Below are 23305 nucleotides of genomic sequence, written 5' to 3'. Positions count from 1 at the left end.
GACATCAGCGGAGGTGTCATGCAGCGATATTCCATTCGTCACGTATCGCGAGCCGTCTTCGCCGGCATCCTGATCGCGGGTCTCGCGGCAGGCGCGGGTTGCCAGAAGAAGGGCGACAACGGCGCAGCCAGTTCAGATTCGAGCGCAGCGAGCGGCATGTCGGCCGCGCCTTCCACCGCGCCTTCGACCGCACCGTCGGGCATGCCGAGCAGTGGGGCGGACGCCGGCGCGAGCCTGCCGGGCGCGGCCTCCGCGCCGAGCGGCGCGAGCGGCGGCTGACCGACGGCGGATAGCCGGAGCGGACGGTGCGTCAGCGCGCCGTTCGCCGCTGAGGTGCGGTGCACACTGGCACGCGCGCCGGACGGCGTGCGCGCGGCCGTGCGCATGAAAGATTTGCAAGGACCGTTGTAGCGATTTCCGGCCCGGCGGCGACGGCGTGACGCCGGCGTCCGCCGGCCGGGCAAGGAGGTGCGATGCAGAACGCGGAATCGAACCCTACCCCGGAAAAGCAGCGGGAACAGATCGAGAAGAGCCCGGTGAAGACGCCGGCGGCCGGCGACATGCCCGACGCGGCGACCCAGGCCGCGCAAGTGGCGCGGCGTCCGCTGACGCCGGAGGCGGTCGCCGGCAAAATGCCGACCGGCCTGCCGGAGATCGACGTCGACGCGCATGCGGTCGACAGTGGCGACCCGGTACGTCGGGCCGCCGGCCGGATCGTCACGCTCGACAACGCGAACATGGCGATGACCGACAACACGGTCGACGTCGACGGCAAGGGCATGGAGGCGCGCACCGGCGCGTCGGAGCTGCAGGACAACGTGATCTATTCGAACGCGTCGCTCGACGAAGCGGTCGATACGCCCGACGAAGGGCTCGGCGGGATCGAGAGCCGGCCGTCCGGCAACATGCCGCAGATCGCGACGCGGCCGGGCTGGCGGGTGCGTCATGTCGGCGACGTCGATGTCGAGCACGGCGACAGCACGCGTGCCGAGCACGTGATCTGCCTCGAACGGTCCGACGACTGATAGCGGCGACCGATACCGGCATTCGAGGTAGTCGACGCGCGGCGGCCGGCGCACATCGCACCGGCCGCCGCGATCGTTTCCGGCCCGTGCTGCGTTACTGCGGCCCGAGCTCCTGCGCGGACGTATCGGCGTCGTTGCCCTGCGCGACCAGCACATGGATGTCGTTCGGCGTCACGTCGCCGACGCCGCCCGACGGAATCGTCAGGAGCAGCCAGTCCGCGTTGTTGCCGATGCTGACCGGTGCGGTCTTGAGGATCGGCGACTTGCTGCCGGCCGTCGTGACGACCACCTGGTACGTGCCGCCGTTCAGGTAGACCGAATCCTGCGTCGTTGCCGGTACGGCGTTCTGGTACGCGGCGCCTGCCATCGTCGGGCTGACCGTCGTGATGTCGGTGCCCGGCGGCACGACGTACACGTCCACGTTCTGCGCATTCGGCGATGCGTTGAAGCTGCGCACGCGCGCCTTGTCCGACAGCAGGCCCTTGTCGTACGGGTCGTCGATGACGGAGATCAGCGACGTCGTGCTCGGCAGCGCGATCGTCGTGTAGTGGTGACCGTTCGCGGCGCTGAACGCCTGGGACGCGATGGTCGTGGTCGTCCCCGACACGTCGTAGCTCGCGGTCTGCGTGCCTGAATCGACGTCGTGATAGCGCGTCACACCCTTGTAGGCGACGCCCGACTGGTCGACCTTCCCGTTCAGGTAGTAGTCGAGGTTCGGGCCGGCCGGCACCGCGTTGATGAAGCGCGCCTGCGGCTTCGAGATACCGAGTACGGTGCCGGCGTCGTCGCCGCCGCCGCACGCCGCGAGTACGGAAATGACCGAGCACAGGGCCACTATCGTTCGTATTGATTTCATGTTGTCCTCTCGTTCAGGGAACCTGCTTGCGATGCAGAACCGCCGCGTGACGGATCGCGCGGGGCGCAGCGCCGGTTGGAAGGCAGATGACTGTCCGCCGGATGGCGGGCGCGAGGATGTCGCAAGCGGTGTGCCTGTGCGAGGAAAAAACGGCGAACGGCGGCGGGGGAAGCGCGCACGCGCCGGCGTGGCGGCGTGCGCGGGATGACGCGAGGAGCGGGAGCAGACCGCGCGAATCGGCGCGGTTGTAAAAAAGCAGCGTTGCGCGCGCGGCGCGATACGTCAGCGGTTCACGAGCCGGGCCGGATACGCGAGCGCGAGTGCGCAACCGACCAGCATGCACGCGGCGAAACCATACAGACCCGCGCTTTGCGAATGGAACGTATCGCGCAGCCAGCCGATGAAATAGGTGCTGCCGAACCCGCCGAGGTTCGCGATCGAGCATGCGAACGCGATGCCGCCGGCGGCGGCCGAGCCCTTCAGGAACGTCGACGGCAGCGCCCACACGACCGGCATCGCGGCGGCCGCGCCGGCGTTGATCAGCGAGAACAGCAGCACCGTGCCGAGCGTGCCGTGCGACGAGGAAGCCGCGATCGCCAGCGCGACGGCCGACACCATGAACGGCACGACGATATGCCAGCGGCGTTCGCGTGCGCGGTCGGAGCTGGCGCCGCAGTACAGCGTCGCGAGCACCGCGGCGGCGTTCGGGATCACCATCAGCCAGCCGATCTGATATGCGTCCTTCACGCCGGTGTCGCGCAGGATCGTCGGCAGCCAGAAGCTCACCGCATACAGGCCGAGCAGCACGCACAGGTCGATCAGGCCGAGCGCCCACACCTTCGGGTCGGAGAACGCCTTGCCGAGCGCGTGGCTCTTGTTGCCGGACGGATCGGCGTCGAGATTCGCACGCAGCACCCGCTTCTCGTCGGCGTTCAGCCAGCGCGTGGATTCGATGCCGTTCGGCAGCCAGCGCAGCACCGCGAAGCCGAGCAGCACCGACGGCAGCGCTTCGAGCAGGAACAGCCACTGCCAGCCGCCGAGCCCGTGCGCGCCGTCGAACGCACGCATGATCCAGCCGGAAATCGGGCTGCCGATCATGCTCGACAGCGGCAGGCCCACCATGAACAGCGCGACGATCCGCGCGCGACGTGCATCGGGATACCACTGCGTCAGGTACAGCAGCACGCCCGGCAGGAAACCGGCTTCGGCGGCGCCGAGCAGGAAGCGCACGACGTAGAACTGCATCGGCGTATGCACGAACATCGTCGCGCCCGACAGCAGGCCCCACGTGATCATGATCCGCGCGATCCACAGCTTCGCGCCGACACGTTGCAGCACCAGATTGCTTGGGACTTCGAACAGGATGTAGCCGGCGAAGAACAGCCCGGCGCCGAGGCCGTACACCGTGTCGCTGAACTTCAGCGCATCGAGCATCTGGAGCTTCGCGAGCCCGATGTTGATGCGGTCGAGATAGGCCGCGAAGTAACACAGGCAGAAGAGGGTGATGAGGCGCAGCGTGACCTTGCGATAGAGAGGGCCGTGGGGCGCGTCGTCGGGGGAAACGGCGGCGCTCGGGTGTGCGGTAGACATGGGACTGCCCCTGTTCGAGTGTGACGGATGAATGGGTGGCTCGATCGTCGCGAGCGGGACGTTCCGCTGCGCACTGGAGTCTGTATATCACGTCAAATACGTAGCGTACACACTAGAAAATACCGAAGCGCACAGGCACGTATGCGGTCATCTTAAGGCAAGCGTTTGCATGACAAAAGTCCGTGTCATCAAAGGGGTTTTGGATGATATGGAGTGTGCGCTGAAAAGATGGACGCACAGGCGATGGCATGCACGAATTTCGTGCGTATGCACTCAAAATTGAAGTGTGTGCGCGAAAGCTGGCGGCGGCGCTCACATGCACAGGCGGTAGCCGCCGCGACGGTGCGCGGCTGGCCGGCACGCCGCCGTGACGGGCGGGCGATCCGCCATGGATCGGACGAGCCTCACGCGCGACTTGCACGCGATTCCGCGAACCCTGATGCACCGCAATGACGCGACCGGCCGGCCGCCGGCCACCCCGATTTGAGGGTGTACACTGCTTGTCTTTCATTTGCATGCAGGCAAGGGCCTGCACTCTCATGGCGTCTTCCAAGGATTCGTACGATTTTCACGACCAGGTCGGGCATCTGCTGCGCCGCGCGTATCAGCGGCACGTTTCGATTTTCCAGGAAGCGATTCCCGATTCGGATCTCACGGCCGCGCAGTTCGTGACGCTGTGCGCGGTCAAGGAGCGGCAGGCGTGTTCGCTGAACGACATCGTCAAGGCGACCGCGATCGATCAGGCGACGATTCGCGGCGTCGTCGAGCGTCTGAAGACGCGCGCGCTGATCGAGGTGTTGCCCGACCCGAACGACGGCCGCAAGCTGATCGTGCGCGCGACCGCGGCCGGCCTCGCGCTGATCGACCGCACGGTGCCGTTCGCGCGGCAGGTGACGGAGCGCACGTACGGCGCGCTCAATCCCGGTGAGCGGGTCGCGCTGCAGTTCCTGCTGCGCAAGATGATGGAAGAAGACGGCGATGCCTGACGGGTGGCGCGCGGCGCAGATCCATCTACGTCGTGACAGGCGCTGCCGCGTCGGCGCGCATCAGCCGGCCGGCCTCGCGTAGCCCGGCGCGCACGGTCTCCGGCGTAAACGGCGGCGCGTAGAACCGTACGCCGGTGGCATCGAACAGCGCATTCGCGACCGCGGCCGGGCCCGGCACCGATGCCGATTCGCCCGCACCGAGCGGCGGTTCGCCTTGCCTCGGCATCAATACGACGTCGACGTCCGGCACTTCCGCGAACGTCAGGATCGGGTAACTCGCCCATTCGCGCGACGCGACCTTGCCGTCCGCGAACCGCACGCGCTCCTTCAGCGTGCGGCTCAATACCTGGATCACGTTGCCGTGGATCTGGTGGCGCACGCCATCCGGGTTGATCATCGTGCCCGTGTCCTGTCCGACCGTCACACGTTCGATGCGGATCTCGCCCGACACGCGATCGACGCTCAGGTCGACGATCCAGGCCGACCACGCCGCGCCGAAGCCGGGGAAGCGGCTGTGCACGTAGCGCGCATACGCGATCCCGCGGCCGCGCACGAGCCGCGCTTCGTCGCGTTCATCGTGTTGGTCGCGTTCGTCGAGCGGGCGCGGCACGCGCGGCGTCCACCCCGCGCGCTCGGCCACCGCCTGAAGCAATTCGATCGCACGCGTGTCCTGCAGATGGCGAATGCGGAACGCGAGCGGATCGACGCGGGTCAGCGCCGCGCATTCGTCGACGAACGCATCGTGCGCGAACGAGTTCGGCAACGCCGACACGCCGCGCAGCCACGACGCCCGCGCGAGCGGCGCGAGATCCTCGCAGACGAAGCGACGATGCGGGCTGACATAAGGCGACACGGCCGTGCGGTCGCCCATTTCGAACACGCGCGGCTCGGGCGCGAGCGCACCGGTCAATAGCGCCGCGAGCAGCGGCGCATCGTTCGACGGATAGCGCGTCGTGAAGTCGTAGCCGAGCAGGCGGCCGTCGCGCGTGACGGTGCCCGTCACCTGCATCGACTGGCCCGCGCCTTTCGGTTCCCACAGATGTTCGTCCGCGCGCGACAACTGCACGCGCACCGGGCGGCCGACCGCGCGCGACAGCAGCAGCGCGTCGCCGCACACGTCGTCCGCGCCGTTGCGGCCGTAGCAGCCGGCCGCTTCCATCCGCACGACGTCGATATCGGCCTCATCGCGCGCGACGAGCGTCGCGAGGTCGTAGCGCAGCGACACGGGGTTCTGCGTGCCGGACCACACGGTGATCCGACCGTCGCCGGGCGCGCGGTAGTCGGCGAGCGCGCACGACGGGCCGATCGAGCCGTGCATCTGGAACGGCCACGCATAGGTGCGCGACAGCGTGAGCGTGTCCGGTTCCGTCCGCGCGGCGTCGACGTCGCCTTCGTTGAGCAGCACGCGGCGGGTGGCCGGCGCGGCGGCGATCGCGGCGGCCGGCGCGTCGAGCGGCGGCAGCGCGGGAAGCGGCCGCCACGTCACGCGCAACTGGCGCGCGGCGCGGATCGCGTGCTCCTCGCGCTCGGCGACCACTCCGACGAAATCGCCGAGCGCGACGACGGCCACGAGCCCCGGCACGTCGGCTACCGATGCGCGATCGACGTCCACCAGCGACGTGCCGACGAACGGGCCGCTGTCGTGGCCCGCATACGGCGGCCGGACGACGCGGCCATGCAGCATGCCCGGCACGCGCATGTCGTGCACGAACGTGAGCTGGCCGGTCGCCTTCGCGGGCAGGTCGACGCGCGGCGACGCGCGGCCGACGATCCGGTAGTGCGCGGGGTCCTTCGTGCGGGTGTTCAGGTCGAGCGTCAGCGCGATCCGCCGCGCGGCGACGAGCGCGGCGAACGTGACCGTCTGTCCATTGGCTGAAATCGTTCCATCGTCGATGTTCAGCCGCTCGACATCGACGCCGAACCGCTCGGCGGCGAGCGCCAGCAGCGCGTGACGGGCCTGCGCGGCCGCGCAGCGCAGCGGCGCGGCGGAAATCTGGATCGTCGCGCTGGCGATCGTCGGGCCCTGGTTCGGCGTCGCGGCCGTGTCGCCGAGCACCATCGTCACGCGCGCGGCCGGCACGTCGAGTTCCTCGGCGACGATCTGCGCGAGCGACGTGCGAATGCCGGTGCCGAGATCGACGTGTCCGTTGAACGCGAGGATGCGGCCGTCGTCGAGAATCGCGACGAACACTTCCGGCAGCGCCGGCACGTACGACGACAGGCTGCCCGGCTGGCCGGGCGCCGGCTTCACGGGCGGCGCGGGCGGCCGGATCACGGTCAGGCAGCCGGTGTGCGCGAGCAGTTCGGAGCGGTTCACGGGGGAGAGATCCTGTCGAGGAAGGCGCGGCCGGCGCCCGGTCGCGACGAAGGCGGCGTGCAGGCAGCGCGCGGCGCACGCGAGACGGCGGGTGGTCGCGGCGCGGCGGCGCATGCGGTCAATCTAGGTCGCCAAAACCGCCGCGTCAATTGCGCGCGGGTGCAGGCGTAGCCAGCGCTCACGCCGCCCGAACCGCACGAACGGCCGGAGCCACCCGTGCGCCGTGGCAGTTCAGCGTGCCTGCACGGCATCGATCGCCGCGATCGCGTCGTCGAGCGGCATCACGGCCGCATATTTCTGCTGCATGTCGAACAGGTTCGCGTCGTGCGGCGCGATCGCGCGATCGCCGACGCAATCGGCGAGCACGAGCGGGCGGAACCCGTGCGACATCGCGTCGACGACACTCGCGCGCACGCAGCCGCTCGTCACGGCGCCCGCGACGAGCAGCGTCTGCACCGCGCGCTGCGCGAGCCACGGCGCGAGTTGCGTGCCGAAGAACGCGGACGGCACGGTCTTGCGCACGACGAGTTCGCCCGGCGCCGGCGTGAGCTCGGGCACGATCGCGCTGTTCGGATGATGCTCGGTCAGCGTCGCCATGCCGGGCACCTTCAGCGAAAACACGTTGTCGTCGCTGCCGTCGTCCGCATACACGATGCGGCTGTGCGCGACCGGCCAGTTGCGTTCGCGCGCGAGCGCGAGCGCACGCGTGGTGCGCGCGATCGCCGGCGCGATGTTGCCGCCGCCGAACGTCGCGGGATCGGCGAAGCCGACCACGAAATCGACGATCAGCAGTCCAATGTTGCCGTGCGGCGGAAGCGGCGTGCCGAAACCCTGCTGGCGATACACGTTCGCTTCGGCGTGACGGGAAAGATCGTTCATGGTGTCGGGGGCTCGTCGGTCAGGCGGGTTGATCGGTCACGCGGCCTTCGCGCACGACGGTCTCGCCGTCGAGCTCGACCGTGCAGCGGCGCAGCGGGATGTCGATATGACAGGTGGTCGTGCGGCTGCCGCCGCCTTCGTTGTTCGGGCCGAGCGAGAACAGGAAGTTGCCCTCGAACGCGCGCGCGTCCATTCCGATCGTCGCCTCGCGGTCGTACAGCCCGAGCGTCGACCAGCGCGCGCGCGGCTGCAGCCCCCAGCCGATATGCGAGATCGCATAGCCTTCGGGGTCGGCGAACGTTTCCATGTAGTCGCGCAGCAGGTCGGCGTCGACGCCGCCTTCGATACGCGTCGCATACCCGCCTTCGACGGTCAGCGCGATCGGCTCGCGCACGTAGTGCTTCTGCGGCAGCAGGATGTCGCCGCGGTCGATCACGATCGTGCCGCGCGCGGTGCGATCGTTCGGATAGGTCAGCGCGAAGCCGCTCGGCCAGTGGTCCCAGCGGCCCGGCGCGTCGACGAATCCGTATTCGGCGGTCGGCGGAAACTCGCCGAGCGGGCACACGAGCGCGGTGCCGGCCGCCGAACTCACGCGCATCTCGCGGGCCGCGGCGATTTTCTTCGCCGCGGCGAGCACGCGCGTGCGATCGGCCAGGGTCGGCACCATTCGCACCAGCACCTCGGGCGGTTCGACCGCGAGCAGGATCTTCGTGCCGGACTTCAGGATGTCGTGCTGTTCGGGCGAGAACAGCAGCGTCATCAGGTCGAGCACGAGGTCGCTCTCGCGCAGCGCGGCGATCGCGGCCTTGTTGCCGGTCAGCGGCGTCGTGCCGAGGTAGGCGAGCGGGTCGCGGCTGAACGCCTTGTCGCCGTTGACGGGCGGCAGGTCGAGCCGGTTGACGATCGCGCCCAGCGATTGCGTCGCGATCAGCGCGCACGACAGCGTCTGCGGATGGGTGGCCGCGCTCGTCAGGATCGTGACGGTCTGGCCCGGCTCGAGGCGCGACAGCGTGAGGACCTGCTTCCAAGCGTCGATCAGTTGGGTATCGCTGACTGGCATCGTCGGCTCCGGTAAAGGCGTGAAGGAAAGGGCGGGGCGCCGAGCTCAGGCCGCAAGCGGCGTGCCGAGGAAGTCGCCGAACGCCGCGTAGAAACCCGCCGCGTTGTCCCACGGAATCATGTGGCCGGCATCGGGCACGCGCACGTGCCGCATCGTCGGCGTCGCGCGCTGCAGTTCGGCGACGTCGTCGTCGCGCACCACGTCGCCGCGCTCGGCGGTGATCAGCAGCGACGGCACGGCCAGGTGCGCGGCATCCGCGTGGAAATCGTCGGTATGGAAGCCTTCGTACGATGCACGCACCGCGCGTTCGTCGCAGGTATGCAGCCATTCGGCGCGCAACTGCAGTTCGGCCTCGGTCCAGGTCGGGCAGAACGCGCGCATGCCGTCGGCATCAGTGCCGGCGCGCGCGAGCGCCATCGAGTCGATGTACCACGGCAGCTTGCCCGGGTAGTCGCGGCGGGTCGGGCCCGACACGGGCGGATCGACCAGCACGACCGATGCGAGCCCGCGGATGCCGCGCCGGGCCGCGCGCGCGGCGATGCGCGCGCCCATCGAATGGCCGACGAGGCTCGTGCTCGGCAAATCGAGCGCGGCGACGAGCGCCGCGACGTCGTCCGCCTGCGCATCGAGGCTGTAGTCGAGCGACGGCGACGCGTCCGACAGCCCGCGGCCGCGCACGTCGAGCACGTAGGTGTCGAACGCCGCGCCGAATACTTCGCCGACGAAGCCCCACGTGATCGCGGGGCTCGTGATGCCGGGAATCAGCACGATCGCCGGGCGCGCCGCGCGTGCGCCGGTCGCGCCGCCGTAGCGCAGATAGTGCTGGCGGATGCCGTTGGCGCGAACGTTCGCGCCGTACAGGAAAGTCGAGGACATGGGATGGCTCCGAAGTAGCGGCGGCGCTCAGTACGCGCCGGACAGCAGCGCGCCGGCGCCCGGCACGATCGGTTCGAGATCGAGTTCGCGCAGCATCGCGTAGGTGGTCGCGATCGCCGCGGTGATCACCGGCTTGCCCGTCATCGCCTCGACCTTCGCGACGGCCGGCAGCGACGGCATCTGCACGCATGCGGACAGCACGATCGCATCGGCGTCCTGGTAAGGCAGCGTCTTGACGATGTCGGGCAGGCGCGCCGGATCGTGGCGGCCCACGTCGAGGTTGTCGGGGATCTCCAGCGCGCGGTACGCGAGCACGTCGAAGCCTTCGTTGCGGATGTAGTCGACCACCAGCTCGGTGAGCGGCAGCATGTACGGCGCGACGACGACGATGCGCTTCGCGCCGATCACCTTCAGCGCGTCGACGAGCGCGCCCGCGCTCGTCAGCACCGGCGCCTGCGCACCGTTGTCGGCCGTGTGCTTCGTGAGGCGCGCCTGCGACACGCGGTGATAACCGTGACCCATCGCCATGATCGCGACGAGGCACGCGTAGCCGAGCACGTCGACACGCGCATCGCTCAGTTCCACCGCGCAGCGGTCGGATTCGGCGTCCATCGCCGCGAGTTCTTCCTTGACGACCTTCTTCATCCGCATCCGGCTCGAGTGATACGTGAAGCGCTCGGGCCGGATCGCTTCGCGCAGCCGCAGCATCGCCGGGATCTCGGTCTCCATCGTCGTGTTGGAACTCGGCACGATCTGGCCGATGCGGTAGGTCTTGCTCATGACGGGAGGCTCCGTGTCGGTAAGGAGGGGGCGGCGCGCTGGCGCGGGGTCGCCGGATGTTGGGCAAAGTCTAGTGTGTACATTTGAAAATGGCAATGGATCAAAATTACGTCTGCCATGGGTAGATTGTTGGTGTGTATGGATTTCAGGAGATTTATTGGTGCTTTCCCGGAGACGTCGGCATCGATCAATAATCTGCTTGTCCTGAATAAATTGAGTGTGTACGCTAAATAAACGCCATTCAATCCGCTCGCCCTGGCGCCGCGTTCGGCAATGGGCCCATGATCAGGAGATCCGCATGAGCAAACCCCGTATCGCAATCATCGGCGCCGGTCTCGGCGGCACGGCCGCTGCCGCGCTGCTGCAGCGCGGCGGTTACGACGTCGCGCTGTACGAGCAGGCGCCCGCGTTCTCGCGTCTCGGCGCGGGCATCCATCTCGGCCCGAACGTGATGAAGATCATGCGGCGCATCGGCTGCGAGGACGCGCTGGAAACGATGGGTTCGCATCCGGATTTCTGGTACAGCCGCGACTGGCGCACGGCCGACGTGCTGTCGCGGATTCCGCTCGGCGACTACGCGCGCAAGGCCTACGGCGCGAGCTACCTGACCGTGCATCGCGGCGATTTCCATGCGCTGATGACGCAGGCGGTGACGCCCGGCACGATCCGCTTCGGCAAGAAGCTCGCGGCGGTGGAGGACACGGGCAGCGACGTGCGCCTCACATTTACCGACGGCAGCATCGAGACGGCCGACATCGCGATCGGCGCGGACGGCGTGAATTCGCGGCTGCGCGAGCACCTGCTCGGTGCGGAACCGCCGCGCTACACCGGTTATGTCGCGCACCGCGCGGTGTTCCCGGCCGCGCTGCTCGGCAACAAGCCGTACGACATGTGCGTGAAGTGGTGGTCGGAGGATCGCCACATGATGGTCTACTACGTGACCGAGAAGCGCGACGAGTACTACTACGTGACGGGCGTGCCGCAGGCCGAATGGCCCGAGGGCGTGTCGATGGTCGACAGCAGCCGCGACGAGATGCGCGAGGCGTTCGCCGGTTTCCACGCTGACATCCAGCATCTGATCGACGTGTCGCCGTCGATCACCAAATGGCCGCTGCTCGAACGCGATCCGCTGCCGTTGTGGAGCCGCGGCCGGCTCGTGCTGCTCGGCGACGCGTGCCATCCGATGAAGCCGCACATGGCGCAGGGCGCCGCGATGGCGATCGAGGATGCCGCGATGCTCGCGCGCTGTCTCGACGAAGTCGGCGTCGGCGATTACGCAGGCGCGTTCGCGCTGTACGAGGCGAACCGCGCGGCACGCGCGTCGAAGGTGCAGCTCGTGTCGCACAACAACACGTGGCTGCGCACCAACGAGGACCCGTCGTGGGTATTCGGTTACGACGTGTTCGACGTGCCGCTCGAAGCGCCGTCGCGCAGCAGTGTGGCGGCCGTGGCCTGACGCGCGGCGCCTGCGCCGGCCGGCGCTTTGCGTCCGCTTCGCAGCCGCTGCGCCGGCGCGGGAATCGATGCGCGGCAACGCGCATTTCGGCGTGTTATATGTCAGGCGCGCCGGCAGGCGCCAGCCGGCGGCCCGTGCCCGCCGCCGGCCGACGCCGGCCCGCACGTCGTATTCCGGATCCCTTCATGTCCCATCCCGCTTCTCCGTCGCGGCCGCTGGCGTTTCGCGTGAACGGCACGCCGCACATCTTCGCCGACGCCGCGCCCGACGCGCCGCTGCTGCTGGTCCTGCGCAACGACTGCGCGCTCAACGGCCCGAAGTACGGCTGCGGGCTCGGGCAGTGCGGCGCGTGCACGGTGCTCGTCGACGGGCAGGCCACGCGTTCGTGCGTCGTGCCGGCCGCCGCCGCGCACGGGCGCGACGTCACGACGCTGGAAGGGCTCGGGTCGTGCGACGCGCCGCATGCGATCCAGCGCGCGTTCATCGACGAGCAGGCCGCGCAATGCGGTTACTGCCTGAACGGCATGATCATGAGCACGAAGGCGCTGCTCGACCGCCACCCCGCGCCCGACGATGCGGCGATCCGGGACGCGTTGCGTTTCAACCTGTGCCGTTGCGGCACGCATCTGGAGATCATCCGCGCGGTGCATCGCGCCGCACGCTATCTGCGAGGCGGCGATGAAGCCTGACGCAGGTCCGCCGATGGCGCCGGCGTGTGTGGCGGAACCCGCGCCGCACGATGACGCGGCCGCCGCCGCCGCGCCGCCGCACCGCGCACGCTACGCCTGGCCGATCGGCGATGCGCGCACGCCTGCATCGTTCGATATCGAAACGCGGACCGCGCCCGACGGCAGGATGACCACGTGGCGCTATCGCGCGCAGGCGGTCGGCTCAGCCACGAACGATGCTCGCGGAGCCGCGGCACGCGCTGATTCCGGCGCCGCATCGCCGTTCGTCTACCGGCACGCGCAGACGTCGATCGAGCTGGCCGATGCCGATGGCGCGATTCCCGGTCACGCGCACGTCTTTGCCCGCGAATCCTTCGTCGACGAACTCGCGGGCGCGTTGCGGCGCGACCCGGTCGCGTTGCGGTTGCAACATCTGGATGCCGCGCGGGACGCAGGGCCGCGCGAAACGATCCGGATGGTCACCGAACGCGCCGCCTGGGGCGTGCCGGTTGCGTCGCGGGCGAACGCGGCGTCGCGTGTCAGCGGTCGCGGCTTCGCCTTCGATGGCGAGCGGGGCGACGCGCGCACAGTCGCATCCGCATCCGACGACGATGCCGACCGTCACGGCGATCCGCGCTGGTCAGCATGGGTCGTGGATCTCGAGGTCGACCGTGCGACCGGCGACGTCTCGGTGCGGCGCGTCGTGGCCGGGCAAGGCAGCGGCGAGCCGGGCGACGCGTCGCTGGCCGGCCTGCCCGCATGGCAGATCGAGGCCGCGATTTCCCGCGTGATGGGCGCACGGTTGTCCGCGCGGCCCGCGCACGACGAGACCGATGCCGGCGAGCGGGCCGACGCGATCGCGCACGAACTGATTGCAGTCGATGCGGCCGCGCATCGCGCGCACGGCGACCTGTCCGAACACGATGCGCGGCGAGTCGAGCAGGCAGCCGCACCGGCCGCGGCGGCCATCGCCAACGCGCTGTACGACGCGACGGGCGTGCGTTTTCGCGCGCCGCCGTTCGATGCGGCGCACATTCGCGCCGCGCTCGCGCAACCGGTGCCGGCCGATGCCGCTGACAGGCCGCACGCGGCCCCGCGCCGCGCATCGCGCTGGCGTCGCTGGCTGGCCGGCGGCGGCGCGGGCGGCGTGGTCGGCGGACTGATCGGGCTGGCGTGCGCGATCCTGCCGGGCCCCGCGCCGATCGCGCCGCTTGCGCCTGTTGCGCCCGGCGGCGCGGACGGCGGGATGTGGAGCGCGGCGACGCTCGAACGCGGCCGCCTGGTCGCGCTCGCCGGCGATTGCGCGGTGTGCCACACGGCGCCCGGCGGCGCGACCAATGCGGGCGGGCTCGCGCTCGATACGCCGTTCGGCACGATCTACACGACGAACCTCACGCCCGATCCGGAAACCGGCATCGGCAACTGGTCGTATCCGGCGTTCGCCCGCGCGATGCGCGAAGGCATCTCGCGCGACGGCTCGCACCTGTACCCGGCGTTCCCGTACACCGCATTCGCGAAGCTGAGCGAGCCCGACCTGCTCGCGCTCTATGCGTACCTGATGTCGCAGCCGCCGGTGAAGCACGTGCCGCCGCAGACGAAGCTGCCGTTCCCGCTCGACCAGCGGCGGCTCGTGGCCGGCTGGAACTGGCTGTTTCACGACGCGCGGCCGTTTGCGCCGGACCCGGCGCGCTCGGCGATGTGGAATCGCGGCAAGTATCTGGTCGACGGCGCCGGGCACTGCGGCGCCTGCCACACGCCGCGCAACGCGCTGGGTGCGGAGAAGGGGGGGCTCGCCTACCTGTCGGGCGGCGAAGCGGAAGGCTGGGTCGCGCCGCCGCTCGTCGCGTCGCCGGCTTCGCCCGTGCCGTGGACCGAAGGCGCGCTGTTCGACTATCTGCGCACCGGGTTCTCGGCACAGCACGGCGTCGCGGCCGGGCCGATGGCGCCGGTCGTCGCGGGGCTCGCGGCGCTGCCCGAATCCGACGTGCGGGCGATCGCGCATTATCTGGCGTCGCTGTCGCCGCCCGTCGATGCGGCAATCGCCGCGGCTGCGGCCGACCGCCAGGCGCGCGGCGCGGAAACCATCGCGACACTCGGCCTCGAGAACGGCCGCCGCGCGTTCGACGCAGCGTGCGCGGTGTGTCATGCGGAATCGGGCGGCGTCGGACATTTCGGCGTGCGGCCGCTGATGGGGCTCAACACGAGCGTGAGCCAGTCGGCGCCGGACAATCTGCTGCGCGTGCTGCACCACGGGATCGACGAGCCGGCCACCGACCGGCTCGGCTACATGCCGGGCTTCGGCGATGCCTTCGACGATCGGCAGATGGCCGAGCTTGCCGCCTACATCCGCGCGCGCTACGCACCGGGGCAGCCGGCGTGGCGCAACCTCGCGGAAGCATCCGCGCGAATCCGTCAGGCGGGTGCACATTGACCGTCGCGCCGGCGTGAGCGGCCGCGCCGGCGGGCATGCCGGGCGAAATGACCTGACGAACGAAAACGATGGCCGGCGACGGCTGTAATTCTTGCCAGATTCGGCCATCGTTTAACCATTCGAAACAATGTGTTCACCGAAAGGGGCATGATCTCCGGCGATCGAGCAGGCATACTGTCGCCTATGTTGCTCAATGCACGTCGACTGACGTGCGCCTGCCCTCCATGTCCATTCCAGTCTCTTTTCGAACCCTGCGGTGGTTGACCATTGCGGCTGCTGCATGCTTGCTCGCCGCGTGTTCGACTGCTTCCGACGTGACCGCGACGTCGAACCCGAACGTGTACACCGTGACGACGCGCACGGTCGGCGTGTCGACGACGTGGGCCGACGCCCACGAGAAGGCCGTCAACGAAGCCACCAACTACTGCACGCAGCGCGGGATGCGCGCCAGCGTGAAGCAGGAATCGCTGACCGGCGGCCGCCGCGTCGACGCGCGCTCCGAACTCGCGTTCGAGTGCCATCCGACCTTCGAGACGGCGTCGAACCCGCGCGGTTGACCGACCGGCGGCATGATGACGCCGCCCGCGTTTTTCTTCCCCCGCCTGCAAACCGACCCGCGATGCCGTTCCGGCCCATCGCGGGTCGACGCACGTCCGGCGTCGGCCGGGCGCATCAGGCCGGCTGCGCCTCGTACAGCTTCACGCACGCGGAGAAGTCGAGCGTGCCGAGCCCCTGCTGGCTCATCGACTGATACAGCTGCTGCGCGAGCGCGCCCATCCAGACCGGCTGATGCGCGCTGCGTGCGGCTTCGGTCGCGAGCCCGAGATCCTTCAGCATCAGGTTCGCCGCGAAGCCGCCCGCATAGCCGCGCGCGGCCGGCGCGGTGTCGCTCACGCCCGGATACGGGTTGTACGTGTCCGAACTCCAGCAGCGGCCGGTCGACGTGTTGATGATGCCGGCCAGCACGGTTGGATCGATGCCGAGCGCGGCGCCGAGCGCCATTGCTTCCGATACGCCCATCATCGAGATGCCGAGCAGCAGGTTGTTGCAGATCTTCGCGATCTGCCCGGTGCCGGTGCCGCCGCAGTGCACGACGTTCCTGCCCATGTCGAGCAGCACCGGGCGGATGCGCTCGAACAGCGCGCCATCGGCGCCGACCATGAAGGTCAGCGTGCCGGCCTGCGCGCCGCCGGTGCCGCCCGACACCGGTGCGTCGGCGAGCGGGAAGTCGCGCTGCGCGGCCGCGTCGGCCACCGCGCGCACGGTGCCCGGATCGATCGTGCTGCAGTCGATCAGCGTCGCGCCGGCGCGTGCGCCGGCCAGCACGCCGTCGTCGCCGAGGTAGACGGCGCGCACGTGCTGCGCGGCCGGCAGCATCGTGATGATCAACGAGCCGCGCGCGGCGGCTTCACGCGGCGACGTCGCCGCCGCCGCGCCGGCGCGCACCGCGGCATCGACCGCATGCGCGTCGAGGTCGAACACCGTCAGCGCGTGGCCGGCCTTGAGCAGGTTGGCGGCCATCGGGCCGCCCATGTTGCCGAGTCCGATGAATGCGATTTCCATGGCGAGGCTCCCCGTCAGCGCAGCGCGATCGTCGTGTTCACGCCGCCGGCCGTCGCGTCGTCGTCGAACCAGCGTGCGGTGACCGTCTTGGTCTGCGTGTAGAACTGCACGACCTGCTTGCCGTACGGGCCAAGATCGCCGAGCTTCGAGCCGCGCGAACCGGTGAAGCTGAAGTAGGGCACCGGCACCGGAATCGGGATGTTGATGCCGACCTGGCCGACGTCGATCTCGCTCTGGAACTTGCGCGCCGCCGCCCCGCTCTGCGTGAACAGCCCCACGCCGTTGCCCATCGGGTTGCGGTTGACGAGCGCGATCGCGTCGTCGAGCGTGTCGGCTTCCATCACGACCACCACCGGCCCGAAGATTTCTTCCGTGTAGATCGACATGTCGGCCGTCACGCCCGAGAAGATCGTCGGGCCGACGAAGTTGCCGTGCTCGTAGCCGGGCACCTTTACGTCGCGGCCGTCGAGCAGCAGCGTCGCGCCTTCCTTCACGCCGGCGTCGATCAGCGACAGGATGCGTGCTTTCGCCGCCTTCGACACGACCGGGCCGACGTCGGTGCCGGCTTCGGCGCCCGCGTTGACCTTCAACGCCTTCGCCTTGTCGACGAGATCGGGCAGCCAGTCGCGCGCCTTGCCGACCAGCACGACGACGGAGGTCGCCATGCAGCGCTGGCCGGCCGCGCCGAAGCCCGCGCCGACCAGCGCGTTGATCGACTGCTCGCGGTGCGCATCGGGCAGCACGACCGCGTGGTTCTTCGCGCCCATCATCGACTGCACGCGCTTGCCGTGCTGGCTGCCGAGGTTGTACACGTGCGTGCCGACGCGCGTCGAGCCGACGAACGAGATCGCCTTGATGTCCGGGTGCGTGCACAGGCGGTCGACCACCGTCTTGCCGCCGTGCACGACGTTCAGCACGCCCTGCGGCACACCGGCCTCGAGCGCGAGTTCGACGAGCTGCATCGTCGACAGCGGGTCCTGCTCGGACGGCTTGAGCACGAACGTGTTGCCGCAGACGATCGCCATCGGGAACATCCACAGCGGAATCATCCCGGGGAAGTTGAACGGCGTGATGCCGGCGCAGACGCCGATCGGCTGGCGCAGCGTGTAGGTATCGACGCCGCCCGCGACGTTCTCCGCGAATTCGCCTTGCTGCAGCGTGCCGATCGAGCACGCGTGCTCGACCACTTCGAGGCCGCGGAAGATGTCGCCCTGCGCGTCGGGCAGCGTCTTGCCTTGCTCGGCCGTCAGCGTGTGCGCGATCCGTTCGAGATTGCGGCGCACGAGATCCTGGAACTTCAGCATGATGCGCAGCCGCGCGCCGATCGGCGTCGTCTTCCAGGTCTGGAATGCGCGCTGCGCGGACGCGATCGCGGCATCGACCTCGTCGAGCATCGCATACGGCACGCGGCCGATGACTTCCTGCGTCGCGGGGTTGACGATGTCGCCCCATTCGGTGCTGTGCGATTCGACGAACGCGCCGTCGATCAGCAGCTTGGCGGTGGGCAGGGCGAGGGTGGTCTGGGGAACTGCTGCATTCATGGAACTCTCCGGGGAAACGATGTGCGATGACGAAAGGGGGCCTGCGTCCGCCACGCGTGCTGGCGCGGCGGGCGACAGGACGAACTGAGGATCGAATGCCGGCCGGCGTGCTCAGGCGCGCGCCGGGCGCATCAACGCGGTACACACGAGCGCGAACACGCCGAAGCCGACGAGGTACGCGATCACGTAATGCGGCTGGCCGCCGCCGGCCTTGAGCAGCGACGTCGCGATCATCGGCGCGAAGCCGCCGCCGATCACGCCGGCCAGCTGCACCGACAGCGAGATGCCGCTGTAGCGGATTTCCGCGGGGAACTGCTGCGCGAACAGCAGCGATTCCGGCGCATAGAGGATCGGGAACACGACGCCGAGGCCGAGCACGATCGCCCACCATGCGGTCGACGTCTGCTGCGTGCCGAGCATCATGAAGAACGGTGCGGCGAACGCGCACATCAGCACGAGGCCGATCGCGAACATCCGGCGCTGCCCGATGCGGTCGCTCAGATGCCCGCACAGCGGCATCGTCACGAGCGACAGCGCCGCGCCGGCCGTGATCGCGTGCAGCATCTCGGCCTTCGGCAGATGCAGCTGCTGCGTCGCGTAAGCGAGCGCGAACGTGACGACCATGTAGAACCAGGTGTTCTCGGCGGCGCGTGCGCCGACGATCGTCAGCACCTCGCGCGGATGGCGGCGCAGCGCGGCCGTCACCGGCGATTTCTCGGCCTTGCCCTGGCGCTGCATCTTCTCGAAGTCCGGCGATTCCGGTACCTTCGCGCGGATGAACCAGCCGAGGCCGACGAGCGCGATGCTCGCGAGGAACGGCACGCGCCAGCCCCACGACAGCATGTCGGCTTCCGGCAGCGCGGCCACCGCGGCCATCGCCACCGACGACAGGATCAGGCCGAGCCCGACGCCCGTCTGCGGCAGGCTGCCGAACAGCCCCTTGCGGCCCTTCGGCGCGTGCTCGACGGCCATCAGCACCGCGCCGCCCCATTCGCCGCCCACCGCCATGCCCTGCAGGAAGCGCATCGCGATCAAGAGCGCGGCGGCCCAGTAGCCGATGCTGTCATACGACGGGATCAGCCCGATGATCATGCTCGGCACGCCCATCAGCAGCAGCGTGATCATCAGCATCGACTTGCGGCCGATGCGGTCGCCGAAGTGGCCGAACACGATGCCGCCCATCGGCCGCCCGATGAAGCCGACCGCGAACGTGCCGAACGCGGCGAGCGTGCCGACGACCGGGTCCAGCGACGGGAAGAAGATGCGGTTGAACACGAGCGCGGCGGCCGTGCCGTACAGGAAGAAGTCGTACCACTCGATCGTGGTGCCGGCCATGCTGGCCCAGCCGGCCAGCAGGTAGTGCTTCGCGGTGCGCTCGGGCGCCGGCGTCGCGCTGGTCGCATGCTCATCGAGGGTGGATCGGGTCTGCATGGTGTCTCCGGTTTTATTGCCCGCGGCTCATGGTCCGCAGGTCACGGTCGAGTATAGTTATGCGCAGATTCATGATGTACCGATAAAGAAACCGGTTGGATGTGCATTTATGCACATCGACGGCCGGCCCGGAGACGCCCGCCTTTTTTCCCTCGCCGATGCGACATGCCACCGAGCCGGTTTCCGGCAACCTGAACTGGGACGACCTGCGCTTTTTCCTCGAGGTCGCGCGCACGCAGCGCGCGAGCGGCGCCGCGAAGCGGCTCGGGGTCGACTACACGACCGTCGCGCGGCGCATCCGCGCGCTCGAGGCCGCGATGGGCACGCTGCTGTTCGACAAGTCGCGCTCGGGCGGCTTCACGCTGACGGCCGAAGGGCAGCGGCTCGTCGCGTATGCGGATGCGATGGAGACGACCGTGCAATCCGCGTGCGACCAGGTCGCGAACACGGGCGAGGCGCTGTCGGGCCACGTGCGGATCGGGTCGACCGAAGGGTTCGGCTGCTTTTTCCTCGCGCCGCAGCTCGCGCGGTTCCGTGCCGCGCATCCGCACGTGACGGTCGACCTGCTGCCGGTGCCGCATTTCGTCAACCTGCCCAAGCGCGAGGCCGATCTCGCGATCACGCTCGAACGGCCCGAGCGCGGGCCTTACGTGGTCACGAAGCTGTGCGACTACCAGTTGCGGCTCTATGCGACGCACGACTACCTGGCGAACCACGCGCCGATCACGTGCACCGACGATCTTGCGCGGCATGCGTTCATCAGCTACGTCGACGATCTCGCGTTCAGCAGCGAACTGCTGTACCTGGACCGCGCGGTGCCCGGCGCGACGGCGGGCTTGCGCACGACCAGCGTGATCGCGCAGGTTTTCGCGGCGCTGCAGGGCGGCGGCCTGGCGATCCTGCCATGCTTCATGGCGGCCACGCAGCCGGCGCTGGTGCCCGTGCTGCCGGACGACGTGGTCGTCACGCGGTGTTTCTGGCTGACGTGCCGCGAGGATCTGCGCAAGCTGCGGCGCGTGACCGCGCTGTGGGATTACCTGCGCGCGGCGGCGGACGCGAATCGCGCGTTGCTGTCGGGGGAATCGGCTACGCTGCGCTTCGTGGGCGAGCCGGCATAGCGGTCGACGGGCGGCGCGCGATGGCGACGCGACGATCGATCTGGATCACAACACGGCCGGCGACGCTTCGACCGGCTAGTGTCCTGTTCCGTTGTTAACTGATATATGTTCGCGCAGCATGTTGACGTCAACGGAACGGGAGACGCCAGCATGGCTATGGGGCGACCGAAGGCGGAACTGGTGCTGAGCGAAGACGAACGCTCGCAATTGATGTCGATAGCACGCTCTCGTTCGATTTCGGCTGCGCTGGTAGCGCGATCGCGCTGCGCCTGCAACTCACGCGCGCCACGGTGGGCACGTGGCGTCTGCGGTTTCTGGAGCAGCGAAAGCTTCAAGCTCTCGACCGATCAGTTCTTCATCGAGAAGTTGCGCGATGTGGTCGGCTTGTACTTGAGCCCGCCAGAGAACGCCCTGGTGCTGTGCGTGAACGAGAAGAGCTAGTATCAAGAGATCGAGCGCACGCAACCCATGCTGCCGATGGGATTCGGCTACGTCGAGGGCGTGACGCACGATTACGTGCGTCACGGTACCACCACGCTGTTTGCCGCTCTGAACGTACTCAACGGCGCCGTGCTCGCGACTTGCAAGCCACGCCACCAACATCAGGAATTCCTGTCGTTCCTGCGCGAAATCGACAAAGCCGTGCCAGCCGAACTCGACGTGCACTGCATCGTCGCCAACTATGGCAGTCACAAGCATCCGAAGGTCAAGGCATGGCTGGCTGCACGTCCCCGCTGGCACATGCATTTCATTCCCACCTACAGTTCGTGGCTCAATCAGGTCGAACGCTTCTTTGCGTTGATCACCGATAAGGCGATCCGCAGAGGATCGTTCGGCTCGGTCAAACAACTGATCAAGCGTATTGAGCAATTCGTCTTCCACTACAACGAAAACTGCAAGCCATTCGTCTGGACCGCGTCTGCCGATTCCATCCTCGAAAAGCTACACCGACTTTGTTCGCGAATCAGCGGAACAGGACACTAGTGGTTCGGTGGTAAAGAAGCGGCCAACTGCCAAGGGCGCGCCGCAGAAGCCCTGAGTCGGTTGGGATTTTCCCAGCTTAGATACCCACGAACACGATGGATGCGATCGACGCCGCCGACTATGCAGCGGCATCGACACAGCCACTCCCTCCTATCGGAAGTTAGCGCGTTGCGCCTTTAGCGACGCCCCCTTGGGCGATACGATCACTCCAAGGCTGCAGCGCTTCTAGTTGGGCCGACAAGCGTAGCACTACGTCTTCCCGGCCAAACTTTCCGATAACTTGGGTTCCCACCGGCAACCCGTCTTCGGTCCAGAATAAGGGCAAACTCGCAGCCGGTTGCCCTGACGCGTTAATTGGCGCCGTAAACGTTCCATATCGCGCTACCTGTATGCGAAAGTCCAGGAATGATCGAGTTCGCATGGAAAGCGTACCGAGCTTCAGTGGCAATTGAGTCAAGGTTGGCGAAATAACGATATCGTAACCCTCCATGTAAGCCTCCAGCATTCGTCCGGTCGCGTGGAGGCGATTGATGGCGGTAACGTATTGGGCCGCACTCAGTGACTTGCCGTATTCGTAGCCCTGGCGGATGGCTGGCTCCAAGTCGTCGCCGCCAAGGGGCTGTCCGGTCTGGGCCAGCTTGGTGTCAACAGACAGTACGATATTTGATGCGAGGACGTTCGCGTGAGCCAGCACAAACGCGTCGTAGCTGATATCGGGCGGTGCACAAACGACTACCTGATGGCCGAGTTCCTCGCACAGTCGTGCGGTGTGTTCAACTGCCGCCACGCATTCGGGCGCTACGTCGATGCCGCACCATGCTTCGCGCCAGACAACTATGCGTAACTGGCGCGGTGCCTCCGTCAGCGCATGGAGATATGAGGTCGGCGCGGGCGGTGCTGCATATGGCGCGCCGGCTTCGTAGCCGGCGATCGCGTCCAGCGCAGCAGCAGTATCACGGACGGAGCGTGACAGGACGCCATCGGTGGAAAGTCCACCCCAACCTTCGCTACGGAAAGGACCAACCGGGACACGTCCGCGGGACGGTTTCAGTCCGTACAGGCCGCAGCATGAGGCTGGTATCCGAATCGAACCACCGCCGTCGCTGCCGTGCGCTAACGGGACGATCCCGGTTGCAACGGCGACCGCCGCTCCACCGCTGGACCCGCCTGCGGAGCGTGTCGGGTCCCACGGGTTTCGAGTCGGGCCACCGTTGCGCACGGCTTCAGTGGTGGGCGCCATGCCGAACTCTGGAACTGTGGTGCGAGCGAAGGGAATCAGGCCTGCGGTTTCAAAGCGATCGGCAACGGTGGCGTTGCCAGCGTGTTCGCTGTCAGCAAGCAATTGAGATCCTAAGCTGGACGGGAAGCGGCGATGTGCGATAGCGGAGTCTTTCAACAGGAACGGAATCCCACGAAATGCGCCGTGCATAAGCCACTCTCGTGCCACGGCTAGAGATTCCTCATAGCGTTCGTAGCACAGCGCATTCAGCCCCGGCGCTAGCTCGCGAGCCAACCTGATGGCGCAGGCCATCAATTCTTCGGGGCTGACTTCGCCGCGTTCCAACAATTCAGCTAAACCTAAACCGTCTGACGCTTGATACTCGGTATCACGCATATCGATCACTCTTAAAAAAGTTGGTTAAGAAAAATGTGCAATTTTGAGTCGGGCAGAAAGTAAAACAAGTGACGTCGAACGGCATACTCGTTCGTGCTCGCGGCAAGACAAGGCTGCATCGGGCGGAAT

General features: G+C 68.1%; 19 protein-coding genes and 1 pseudogene. 8 read left to right on the top strand and 12 right to left on the bottom strand.

Going from position 1 to position 23305, the window contains the following annotated elements; all coding sequences use genetic code 11:
- Window positions 1-38 precede the first annotated feature (38 nt).
- Entirely contained in the window at window positions 39-386 is a 348-nt protein-coding gene (locus BLS50_RS20510) for a hypothetical protein (protein ID WP_143028359.1), read from the bottom strand.
- A gap of 87 nt (window positions 387-473) precedes the next feature.
- Here BLS50_RS20510 and BLS50_RS20505 point away from each other — a divergent pair, with 87 nt between their 5' ends.
- The gene (locus BLS50_RS20505) at window positions 474-1025 is read left to right on the top strand and encodes a DUF3005 domain-containing protein (protein ID WP_011548029.1); all 552 of its coding nucleotides are present in this window, start codon (window positions 474-476) and stop codon (window positions 1023-1025) included.
- A gap of 94 nt (window positions 1026-1119) precedes the next feature.
- On the opposite strand, the gene BLS50_RS20500 is transcribed toward BLS50_RS20505, so the two are convergent.
- Together BLS50_RS20500 and BLS50_RS20495 are read right to left on the bottom strand one after the other, a co-directional pair.
- Window positions 1120-1881, bottom strand: a complete 762-nt coding sequence (locus tag BLS50_RS20500; RefSeq protein WP_011548028.1) for a DUF4397 domain-containing protein — start codon at window positions 1879-1881, stop codon at window positions 1120-1122.
- A 282-nt stretch (window positions 1882-2163) separates the two neighbouring features.
- Window positions 2164-3471, bottom strand: coding sequence for an MFS transporter (locus BLS50_RS20495; RefSeq protein ID WP_006479260.1), 1308 nt, complete (start codon window positions 3469-3471; stop codon window positions 2164-2166).
- Window positions 3472-4010: 539 nt separating this feature from the next.
- On the opposite strand from BLS50_RS20495, the gene BLS50_RS20485 reads away from it, so the two are divergent.
- Window positions 4011-4457 (top strand): MarR family winged helix-turn-helix transcriptional regulator, encoded by a 447-nt coding sequence (locus BLS50_RS20485; RefSeq protein WP_006491051.1) that lies wholly within the window; start codon window positions 4011-4013, stop codon window positions 4455-4457.
- 25 nt (window positions 4458-4482) lie between these two features.
- Here BLS50_RS20485 and BLS50_RS20480 read toward each other — a convergent pair whose 3' ends face one another.
- From BLS50_RS20480 to BLS50_RS20460, 5 genes are all read right to left on the bottom strand, one after another.
- On the bottom strand, window positions 4483-6774 hold the full coding sequence (locus tag BLS50_RS20480; RefSeq protein WP_069230932.1) for a xanthine dehydrogenase family protein molybdopterin-binding subunit: 2292 nt from the start codon (window positions 6772-6774) through the stop codon (window positions 4483-4485).
- Window positions 6775-7005: 231 nt separating this feature from the next.
- Window positions 7006-7653, bottom strand: coding sequence for an isochorismatase family protein (locus BLS50_RS20475; RefSeq protein WP_069230933.1), 648 nt, complete (start codon window positions 7651-7653; stop codon window positions 7006-7008).
- Between the two features lie 19 nt (window positions 7654-7672).
- Window positions 7673-8713, bottom strand: a complete 1041-nt coding sequence (locus BLS50_RS20470; RefSeq protein ID WP_011694696.1) for a hypothetical protein — start codon at window positions 8711-8713, stop codon at window positions 7673-7675.
- Window positions 8714-8758: 45 nt separating this feature from the next.
- A complete protein-coding gene (locus BLS50_RS20465) occupies window positions 8759-9589 on the bottom strand; it encodes an alpha/beta fold hydrolase (protein WP_069230934.1) in 831 nt (276 codons plus the stop codon).
- 27 nt (window positions 9590-9616) lie between these two features.
- The gene (locus BLS50_RS20460; RefSeq protein WP_060212471.1) at window positions 9617-10369 is read right to left on the bottom strand and encodes a maleate cis-trans isomerase family protein; all 753 of its coding nucleotides are present in this window, start codon (window positions 10367-10369) and stop codon (window positions 9617-9619) included.
- A gap of 298 nt (window positions 10370-10667) precedes the next feature.
- Between BLS50_RS20460 and BLS50_RS20455 the strand changes: the two genes are divergently transcribed.
- The 4 genes from BLS50_RS20455 to BLS50_RS20440 all read left to right on the top strand — a co-directional run bounded on the left by BLS50_RS20455 (window position 10668) and on the right by BLS50_RS20440 (window position 15481).
- Window positions 10668-11825: an FAD-dependent monooxygenase gene (locus tag BLS50_RS20455; RefSeq protein ID WP_011548021.1), complete on the top strand. Its 1158-nt coding sequence runs from the start codon at window positions 10668-10670 to the stop codon at window positions 11823-11825.
- A 185-nt stretch (window positions 11826-12010) separates the two neighbouring features.
- Window positions 12011-12514: a (2Fe-2S)-binding protein gene (locus tag BLS50_RS20450; protein ID WP_069230935.1), complete on the top strand. Its 504-nt coding sequence runs from the start codon at window positions 12011-12013 to the stop codon at window positions 12512-12514.
- Window positions 12504-14924, top strand: coding sequence for a c-type cytochrome (locus BLS50_RS20445; protein ID WP_069230936.1), 2421 nt, complete (start codon window positions 12504-12506; stop codon window positions 14922-14924). Before BLS50_RS20450 ends, BLS50_RS20445 begins: the two co-directional genes overlap by 11 nt.
- Before the next feature lie 224 nt (window positions 14925-15148).
- Window positions 15149-15481 (top strand): hypothetical protein, encoded by a 333-nt coding sequence (locus BLS50_RS20440; RefSeq protein WP_011548018.1) that lies wholly within the window; start codon window positions 15149-15151, stop codon window positions 15479-15481.
- A 115-nt stretch (window positions 15482-15596) separates the two neighbouring features.
- Here BLS50_RS20440 and mmsB read toward each other — a convergent pair whose 3' ends face one another.
- The 3 genes from mmsB to BLS50_RS20425 form a co-directional block, all read right to left on the bottom strand.
- Entirely contained in the window at window positions 15597-16487 is an 891-nt protein-coding gene (gene mmsB / locus BLS50_RS20435) for a 3-hydroxyisobutyrate dehydrogenase (RefSeq protein ID WP_069230937.1), read from the bottom strand.
- Between the two features lie 14 nt (window positions 16488-16501).
- A complete protein-coding gene (locus BLS50_RS20430; RefSeq protein WP_074803763.1) occupies window positions 16502-18028 on the bottom strand; it encodes a CoA-acylating methylmalonate-semialdehyde dehydrogenase in 1527 nt (508 codons plus the stop codon).
- Window positions 18029-18139: 111 nt separating this feature from the next.
- Window positions 18140-19459, bottom strand: a complete 1320-nt coding sequence (locus tag BLS50_RS20425) for an MFS transporter (RefSeq protein ID WP_074803761.1) — start codon at window positions 19457-19459, stop codon at window positions 18140-18142.
- Between the two features lie 158 nt (window positions 19460-19617).
- Here BLS50_RS20425 and BLS50_RS20420 point away from each other — a divergent pair, with 158 nt between their 5' ends.
- Both BLS50_RS20420 and BLS50_RS20415 read left to right on the top strand, forming a co-directional pair.
- On the top strand, window positions 19618-20577 hold the full coding sequence (locus tag BLS50_RS20420) for a LysR family transcriptional regulator (protein ID WP_069230939.1): 960 nt from the start codon (window positions 19618-19620) through the stop codon (window positions 20575-20577).
- A gap of 150 nt (window positions 20578-20727) precedes the next feature.
- Window positions 20728-21561: pseudogene (locus BLS50_RS20415) on the top strand (IS630 family transposase).
- A gap of 160 nt (window positions 21562-21721) precedes the next feature.
- Here BLS50_RS20415 and BLS50_RS20410 read toward each other — a convergent pair.
- Window positions 21722-23176 (bottom strand): amidase, encoded by a 1455-nt coding sequence (locus BLS50_RS20410; RefSeq protein ID WP_074803759.1) that lies wholly within the window; start codon window positions 23174-23176, stop codon window positions 21722-21724.
- Window positions 23177-23305: the final 129 nt, after the last annotated feature.

It is taken from the genome of Burkholderia orbicola (assembly GCF_900100915.1).
GTDB lineage: Bacteria > Pseudomonadota > Gammaproteobacteria > Burkholderiales > Burkholderiaceae > Burkholderia > Burkholderia orbicola.
Note: the sequence above shows the minus strand (reverse complement) of the source record. Positions and strands in the feature narration are given on the sequence as shown.